We start from the raw sequence: 8695 nt of genomic DNA on the forward strand, positions 1-8695 counted from the left end.
AAGCTGTGATAAATTTTAAGCATACTTGATGAAATTCATGTCATTAAAACTCACTCCAACCTATCCGGTACACCTTATTCATGCAAAAAAAAAACACAAAAACATTTACACATGATGCTCTCTTTATTATCACTCAGTCCATTTCCAAATGCATAAAATCATAAGCCTTGCGGATATAAATCATAAACCCTAGCAAACAGCACACAGCCAATAAAACTGCCATAGTCTTTGGATTGTGCCCAGATATCTCTCCAATAACGGCAGCACTTAACGCAGCACTCCCTAATTGTAAGGCCCCCATAACACCAGAGGCTGCGCCAGCAGCTTGCGAATGCGACGAAATAGCCAAAGCTGTCCCTAACGGCAATAAAAAACCATTACCAAAAGTAAGAATAGTGATAGCTATAAAACTCGTTACAAGTGGCCATGGACTGACATACATTTGCAAAGCAAATAATACTCCTCCTATCACAAAAATGATATACCCGCGCCATACAGTTTTTTCCATAGACTCTCGTTTAAAAAGCCATTGTGCTGTCAAATTTCCTAAAATATAGGGTAATGAAACAGCAATGTAGCTATAGCCAATATAGATTGGTGGTAAACCTAAAATTGTAAGTAAGAAAGGCGATTCCACAATATATGCAAAATAAACCGCGTAAGAAAAACAAGGAATAAGAGCATAAAAAATAAATCGTTTATTTCTGAGAACTCCAAAACATCCCTTTATAAATCCCTCAGGAGAAAAACGTTGACGCTTTTGAAGAGGTAATGTTTCCGTTAAGAAAAAACAACAGAGTAAAATAGTTAAAAATACAAAAAGACTTAAAAAAATAAAAGTAGCGTGCCAATTGAAAGCTTGTAACAGCATCTCCCCAACTAAAGGAGCAAACGCTGGCGACATTCCAATAAAGGGAAAAACAATCAAATAAAGTTTTCCTGCTGTCTTTTTATCTAATAAATCATTGATAATCGCACGACTTAAAACAATCCCCGCACAAGCTCCAAAACCTTGTAAGAAACGTAACCCAAGAAAAGCTTGAATATGAGTTGTATAAATCACACCAAGCGTCGTAAACAACCATAAAAACAAGCCAAATAAAAGTGTTTTTTTACGTCCAAAATTATCACTGAGTGGCCCATAGATTAGCTGTCCAATAGCCAATGCAAATAGAAAAACTGCCACTGCACTCTGAATCTCAGATTCAGTAACTTGATAATATCGGCACATCTCTCCAAGTGCTGGCAGAAAAATGTCCGTAGAAATCAGACCTCCTGTCGATAAACATACAATAATTATAATGAATGGTAATGTATATTTATGTTGCATGAATAAAATTACACTTTATAATTTAAAAATGAATATTATTTTATAAATATTTTTTATTTATAAAATAAACATATTCTATATTTATACAAGGAAATATATAATTCTTACTTTTACTTTTTTAAAAAAATCATATTGATATACCATATCATATGAGCTATGATTGTAAGATCTAAATCAATAAATGAATATTCCCATCGCTTTACTTTACACTCCATGGATTACTTTCAAGCGCTGCAAAAATCTAATTTCAAATCTAAATAAAGGCAATAAAAATATTAATCCCCCACTCCTTAGAATATCAACCACTCCGAAAGCACAGTATTCATCTGTAGTTATATCTTACCATAATAATTCATCAAGCTTTTTTATTGATTAAAAAAGATGTTCCTAAACCATATGCTTTCTACTTTATAACAACATCAATCCTTTATAACAACTTTTACCAAAATGCATTTATAGTACTCAAATCAAAAAACGGTATACGCAAACTCCCCTTAAAGAACTATCCAACGCAAATATGGTGTTACCAATACAACATATAATATGAAAGCTCCTGATGTAGAAAGTCTTATCAGCATAACTAATTGAGCAATAAACTTTGATCCAGTTTAGCTACAGCATAAAGAAAATTGTGCTTCTGCAAATTGCCTCACAATCCAAATACATTTCACCTATATGTCCATCGTAAAACTTTATCACCAAGATATTGATAAATATTATGCAATAGAATTTAAAGTGTTATTTTTATCTAATTTAGAACAAATAAATGGGGATTTATGAATAGAACAAAACTTTACAAACCACCAATTACTAATACTGTTAAAGTTGCAGGAAAAACATACACAGAAATCAACTTACGTTTCCTGAAATTTAAAGACTTAGAAACGATAGAGAAAAAGGATGGCATAGAGCAAATAAGAGAAATAATTGTCTCTCTTTCAGGATGGTCCTATAACGCCATTAATGAGCTTGATACTTGTGATTTTTAAAACATAAGAAACGTTTTTTAGCCTTTAATAAAAAGGCACTTGAGCGGATTAACAAATTTCAAGAGCATTTCAAAGACTTCATAAACAAAATAAATAACGTAAACGTACTCCTAAAAAAGATAATCGATGAATGTATTTTTCACCGACAGCACACCTGAAAACAAAAATAATCTCTTACAGATACATTAAAAAAAAAGCACACGATAGTCACCAATACAAAAATAGAAACTTATAGCAATGATAAATCGATCACTGTTTATAATCCCTTCAGCATAAAGAGTGAAATGGTCTTCGTCTTATTACAAAATAATCCATTGAACAAAACCCATATCGTACCCGATCAAAAATCCGAGTGCGAAACTAAAAAAATACCTTTAAAAAGAACCTTAAAACTTTTGGATATTGTTTTAAAATTTTTAAACCTTTTCTCCTGGTTTTTGGAGTTTTTATTTCAGGGATTTAAAAAGTTTTTCGAGCGTTATTTCTGAATATAGAACAATAAAAAAGAGAGTATCAACACTGGCAGCTTTCCTCCTTCTCTCTTATCTTTCATAGCTTTTGAATGAGTATATTGATTTTTATTTTAAGGTTTGGATCATAGTTAATCATAAGCATAGTCAATAAAAAATAAGATTTTAGCAAATATTCTGTCTGTAAAGAAAAATAGGATGAGAGCTAAAACATTCTACTTTTTATTTTCAAACATATAACCTTCATAAGATGTCCTTCTCAAACAGTAACAGCAATATTACTTGTGAGAAACCTATAAATATAGCTTACTTTTAGATTTTAAAAAATAAATGTCGTAAACAGTACCCCCTCTTTTCAACATTGCACTACAAAGGGTGGAAAGTTGTGCATTCGGTTTCCTCTTTCAACCTTCCCTTGTAAGTTTTGTAATCAAGAGAAGCTATTATGCATGGTTTTATGAAGTAAAGTGTTCTTTAAGCACAGTAGCTGCTCATAAAACAAAATTTTTTATGGGAAACAGTACGCTTAAAGTCATGAATTTTAGCTAAACTCATTCCCCCGTATCACTTATCATACGCGTTCTAATTTGCAAAATTCCAAATTAACAACTATCCTACTCATAATAACAGCAGATATAGTTACTAAAATATCAACGATATGTTCCTGCAATGTCTAATAATGCAAAGGGATTTTCTATTAACTTTTTACATGTTTTCCCTTAAATCGCGCCTTTGGATATGATTTGAGGTTCTGTTTTGTTATTTTTTATAAAGTATTTTTTTCTTTTAGAATGCATATTTTCGATAAAGTTTTTCTAGAGTAAAATTCGATAAACAAGGTTCCACTATTTTTCTCCCAGCAAAATAATCCCAGAATGATAATCTCTGTTTGTTTTCGGTATTTTTCGTCTATTTGGGGCATAAATTGGTCCATTTGGAACATAATCGGTAAAGAAGCATTGTATCTCCAGCATCACTCAAGGAGATAAAAACATGGAAACCCGCATTCCTGAAGACACCCCCTTTGATACTCATTTTCTAGAGAAAGCATCCCTAGAGGAACAGTATTCACTCTTTCATCCACCTATTTCATGGTCCGCAATCTTTGCCGGACTAGTCACAGCCCTTTCTACCTCGATCTGTTTATCTTTTCTCGTTGCAGCATTTGGCTTAAGCAAAATGGATTTCACTTCTTCAACCCCTTTTGCAGGCTCCTTTCTCTCTTTTGGTGTAGGATCTCTTATCGTTACACTGATCAGCCTTGCTTTGGGAGGTTTTGTTTCCGGACGTTTTGCAGAATCGTCAGGCACCCTTCATGGCTTTCTCACTTGGGCTCTCTTAACCCTTCTAATGACCCTCCAAGCCATTTACGTGGTTTCAAGTACAGCAAAAATAGGCGCTCACGCTGCAGTAGAAAATACCTCAGCAATCGGACAAACCATAAACAACTTCAAAACAAATATTTCTCCCCTTCTTTCAAAGTTCAATGGGGAAAGCTTTGAAAATTTTTTGCGTGAGACAAAAGACAATGGCGTTGATTTTGATAAAATAAGCAATGAATTACGCATATTTCTCAACAAAAGCGACATTCCTGCTCTCAATCCCGACCGCTTGAAAAAATCCTATCAGGCAGCTTTAAATGATATTGGAGAGGCAATAACAGCTTTTAAAAATGATCCATCTCACTATCGCACCACTTTGAAAGATCTTGGTGAGCGCCTTTCTGATCGTATAGAAGCCATTACAGCAAAGGTTGATCGAAGCGATATTATCAACGCTCTTATGAACAATGGGATGACACGTGCCGATGCACAAACAGCAGCCAACAAAGCGCTTCATGTCTATCAAACAGCAGAGGAAAAAACCGAAAAAGCGATAAAAGCTCTTGAAGAACAAGCTGAAACACTCTCTCAAAATCTTGATGATTCCATAAAAGATGCACGCCATTCTGCCACTAAAGTTATGAAAACGGCATCCTATATGGGATGGTGGGGCTTTTTAGGCAGCCTGATTGGTGCTATGATTTCCAGTGTTTGTGGCTATTATGGCTACAGAATCCGTAAGGATTCTTTCATGTTTTAAAAGCTTTGCTCCACAAAACATGCAAGTGATAAGCTGTACAATTTGTGCAGCTTTTTTTTACAAACCTTCTTGAAAGCCCTTTTGGGTAAAAAGGCAGCTTATAAACTACCATCCAAAGCCCCCCCCGAAATTCAAACTCAAAAGCAAAATACACAAAATGATGAAAGTATATTGCGCTCTTCCCCCACCTTAAAATCAATAATTTTCCAAGAGAAAAGAGCAATCTATGGCGATAAAACACATTTAACGATAGAAAATAGAAAGGAGGGGAGATACTCTCATATGCCCCCATGACCTTTTAAGCGTTTTTGACAAGCCACTGGTTTCATCGCTCTACTCCCCTCCTGGTCCAAAGGATGTAAGCGTTGTGCAAAACAGGCTGAATTACGAATAAATTGGGCAAAAGCCATAAATTATATCTCATATTAAGCATTAGAAGGGAGATTTAGGCCACCATACCCTATAAAACCCAATATTCTTATAACAGAACAAAATTGAGTGACCATATAACCTAGCCTCCCCCTCCCCCGTTGCTAGCTCGCTTTCCAACGTCAGTGTCAATTGCTGCAAACGCAAAAAACCGCCCTAGGGGCAACTAATGAGGATAGTACAAATGGTCAAGGAATAGTGCAAAGGTATCGCCTTACAAAAAGGTGGTACATTGTGCCGAGGATAGGAATAGCAGTCAACCCATAGGATAAGGCAAGAAATATCGTAAAAGAGAAAAAATTTGACTTTAGGTTTACCCTGAGAACTTTTTATACGCGAATTACGTACTTATACGCTCTTTCCCTGCTTTACTTGTTTCAGAGGAAATAATGTTTAGTGGCATGCACCTTATTACACCCGTTGCTTTCTTTTTTATTCTTATGAAGATGAAAGATTGTTTTTTCACGCAGTCTTCAACACGCATTAAATTACAATATCAAACACTTTTGAACATAGCCAATAATTTTTGACATCTGGAATTAAGATGTTGCTAAAATGTAAGGGATTTGACGCCTTTTAAAATGTGGAAGCTCATTATACATCACTTCTAGCATAATTTTGCTACTTTTATAAAAGAAAAGTTAATTGTTAGGCTTGTTTATACTGACAAGAAAGCTCTTTTATCTATTGGTGACCGGTATGAAACACATTTTTTTTGAAATTATAATAGGTTTATTACGATAGATTTTCTGTTAAGAGCAAACAATGCCCACAAGGGTATTATTAATCACCACTTGATAAAATCGTTGCTGTTCATATTGTGCAGTCTCATCTCAAGCCAATATTATTTTTATGAAGACAGGCTTTGATGCGTACGCGTGCGCAATTGTTTCAGCATTTTTATCTTTTGCAAGACTCTGCATGAATGTTGAAAAAATGTTTTTTAAGTTGTGCTGGAATGAGGATTGAAAGCATTCGGGCAATGCAAGTATTGCTGCGATTTTTTTTTTGCATCAGGAGTTTTTTCTCTAAGAAAAAGATGATGATGGACTTTTTCTAGGAACTATTTACGCTTTTTCTAGCTTTTTCTCATAAAGATTGAGCATAAAGGGAAGGCAGAAAAGAATTGTGAGAGAACCCGGTTAGGATTTTGCAACATTATCCATGAGACTATTTATGAGTAATATCATCGATTTTGGATGGAATGCAGTGATTGATGCTCTTGTTACATCATGCGCTATTTTTGGAATAATTTTATGAATAGATAAATAGAACGTTACTTATCAAGCAGCACTTCTATCATTTGTGTAAATAGGAACAAAAAGATGAGAAGAAAGCACCCTGTGAGAAGCTTTATATTTCTCCTATCTCGTTAATACAGCAGCGAGATTTAATGTATCGGAAACAGCCTCTCTCTGATGGAAAGAAAGCTAGAAGAGTTATTGTTGAGAGAGAAGTCTTATAATGTAACACTAGAGGATTTAGAGAAAAATTCAGCTATTTGATATATTTTGGTGAGATAGAATTGTGTGATGATGATTTGAAGGAAGGTGAGGAACTTTGGCTTGGAATCATCATAATGAGATCCATATATTTTTTGAATTTCTGCATCATGGTGAATTTCCCAAGAGGACAGAGCCAGAATTTTTTGTTACTTTAGGGGATCCTATTTAGAAGTTGATGTGAAGATTTTTGAGAATAGCAATCATTTTGGTTGCGGGGGCAGGATTTGAACCTGCGACCTTCAGGTTATGAGCCTGACGAGCTACCGGGCTGCTCCACCCCGCGCTATAAAGAATAGAATAAGCGTAATTTTTTGTCTACGCTTAATTGTTATATTGATTTTGTGTTATTCTTTTAAAAATTGTGCCTTTATCTATGCATTTAGCAGACCTGGCAGCGACTTACTCTCCCGTGCCTTAAGGCAAAGTACCATCAGCGCTGGAGCGTTTCACGGCCGAGTTCGGGATGGGATCGGGTGCGTTCACTCCGCCATAACCACCAAGTCAGCAAAATGCATAGGGATTGCGAGAAGCTATTCTTTTTTGCTTTTATTTATTTTTTTGTGTGAATGATTATAGGAAATGGGAACGATCAAGTCGATCGAACGATTAGTATCAGTAAGCTTCATGTGTTACCACACTTCCACACCTGACCTATCAACGTGGTAGTCTACCACGGTTCTCAGGGAATACTTGTTTTCAGGTGAGTTTCCCGCTTAGATGCCTTCAGCGGTTATCTCGTCCGTATATAGCTACCCTGCTATGCGGCTGGCGCCACAACAGGTCCACCAGAGATACGTCCATCCCGGTCCTCTCGTACTAGGGACAGGTCCTGTCAATATTCCAACACCCACGGCAGATAGGGACCGAACTGTCTCACGACGTTCTGAACCCAACTCACGTACCGCTTTAAATGGCGAACAGCCATACCCTTGGGACCTGCTCCAGCCCCAGGATGCGATGAGTCGACATCGAGGTGCCAAACAACCCCGTCGATATGGACTCTTGGGGGTCATCAGCCTGTTATCCCCGGCGTACCTTTTATCCGTTGAGCGATGGCCCTTCCACACGGGACCACCGGATCACTATGACCGTCTTTCGACTCTGCTCGACTTGTCAGTCTCACAGTCAGGCAGGCTTATGCCATTGCACTCAACAAACGATTTCCGACCGTTCTGAGCCTACCATCGCGCGCCTCCGTTACTCTTTAGGAGGCGACCGCCCCAGTCAAACTACCCACCATACACGGTCCCGAATCCGGATAACGGACTGCGGTTAGACATCCATATCGGTAAGGGTGGTATTTCAAGGATGACTCCACAAAGGCTAGCGCCCCTGCTTCAAAGTCTACCACCTATCCTACACATACAGACACAAATGCCAGTGTAAAGCTATAGTAAAGGTGCACGGGGTCTTTCCGTCTAACCGCGGGAACCCCGCATCTTCACGGGGAGTTCAATTTCACTGAGTCTACGTTGGAGACAGCGGGGAAGTCGTTACGCCATTCGTGCAGGTCGGAACTTACCCGACAAGGAATTTCGCTACCTTAGGACCGTTATAGTTACGGCCGCCGTTTACTGGGGCTTCAATTCAATGCTTGCACATCTCCTCTTAACCTTCCAGCACCGGGCAGGCGTCAGACCCTATACGTCGTCTTGCGACTTCGCAGAGCCCTGTGTTTTTGGTAAACAGTCGCTACCCCCTGGTCTGTGCCACCCTCTAACGGTTGCCCGCTAAAGGGTCACGCTTCTTCCGAAGTTACGCGTGCAATTTGCCGAGTTCCTTCAACGTAGTTCTCTCAAGCGCCTTAGTATTCTCTACCAGTCCACCTGTGTCGGTTTGGGGTACGGTCTATATGTGGGAGCTATTTCCTGGAACTGCTTCACTGCAAGA

At 37.7% G+C, this 8695-nt stretch carries 4 protein-coding genes, 1 tRNA gene and 2 rRNA genes (1 of these 7 running past the window's edge); 2 read left to right on the forward strand and 5 right to left on the reverse strand.

Going from position 1 to position 8695, the window contains the following annotated elements:
- Positions 1-133 precede the first annotated feature (133 nt).
- Positions 134-1330, reverse strand: coding sequence for a multidrug effflux MFS transporter (locus tag O9A_RS06775; protein WP_034459950.1), 1197 nt, complete (start codon positions 1328-1330; stop codon positions 134-136).
- 776 nt (positions 1331-2106) lie between these two features.
- Here O9A_RS06775 and O9A_RS06780 point away from each other — a divergent pair.
- Positions 2107-2319, forward strand: coding sequence for a phage tail assembly protein (locus tag O9A_RS06780; protein WP_084790506.1), 213 nt, complete (start codon positions 2107-2109; stop codon positions 2317-2319).
- A gap of 1463 nt (positions 2320-3782) precedes the next feature.
- Positions 3783-4871 carry a YrzE family protein gene (locus O9A_RS06790; protein WP_034459955.1) on the forward strand — a complete coding sequence of 363 codons (1089 nt, stop codon included), beginning with the start codon at positions 3783-3785 and terminating at the stop codon, positions 4869-4871.
- Positions 4872-5149: 278 nt separating this feature from the next.
- Here the strand turns inward: O9A_RS06790 and O9A_RS08580 are convergent, their stop codons facing one another.
- From O9A_RS08580 to O9A_RS06805, 4 genes are all read right to left on the reverse strand, one after another.
- A complete protein-coding gene (locus O9A_RS08580) occupies positions 5150-5281 on the reverse strand; it encodes a hypothetical protein (RefSeq protein WP_280949009.1) in 132 nt (43 codons plus the stop codon).
- Positions 5282-7011: 1730 nt separating this feature from the next.
- Positions 7012-7088 (reverse strand) — tRNA-Met (locus O9A_RS06795).
- Between the two features lie 103 nt (positions 7089-7191).
- Positions 7192-7306: ribosomal RNA gene (rrf, locus tag O9A_RS06800) — 5S ribosomal RNA — on the reverse strand.
- Positions 7307-7390: 84 nt separating this feature from the next.
- A 23S ribosomal RNA gene (locus O9A_RS06805) occupies positions 7391-8695 on the reverse strand; it runs 1510 nt beyond the window's last position.

This window comes from Bartonella koehlerae C-29 (genome assembly GCF_000706625.1).
GTDB lineage: Bacteria > Pseudomonadota > Alphaproteobacteria > Rhizobiales > Rhizobiaceae > Bartonella > Bartonella koehlerae.

Excerpts from the sequence above, each read along its gene's own strand:
- O9A_RS06780 (WP_084790506.1), top strand. The coding sequence starts at position 2,107 with ATGAATAGAACAAAACTTTACAAACCACCAATTACTAATACTGTTAAA.
- O9A_RS06775 (WP_034459950.1), bottom strand. The coding sequence starts at position 1,330 with ATGCAACATAAATATACATTACCATTCATTATAATTATTGTATGTTTA.
- O9A_RS08580 (WP_280949009.1), bottom strand. The coding sequence starts at position 5,281 with ATGGCTTTTGCCCAATTTATTCGTAATTCAGCCTGTTTTGCACAACGC.
- O9A_RS06790 (WP_034459955.1), top strand. The coding sequence starts at position 3,783 with ATGGAAACCCGCATTCCTGAAGACACCCCCTTTGATACTCATTTTCTA.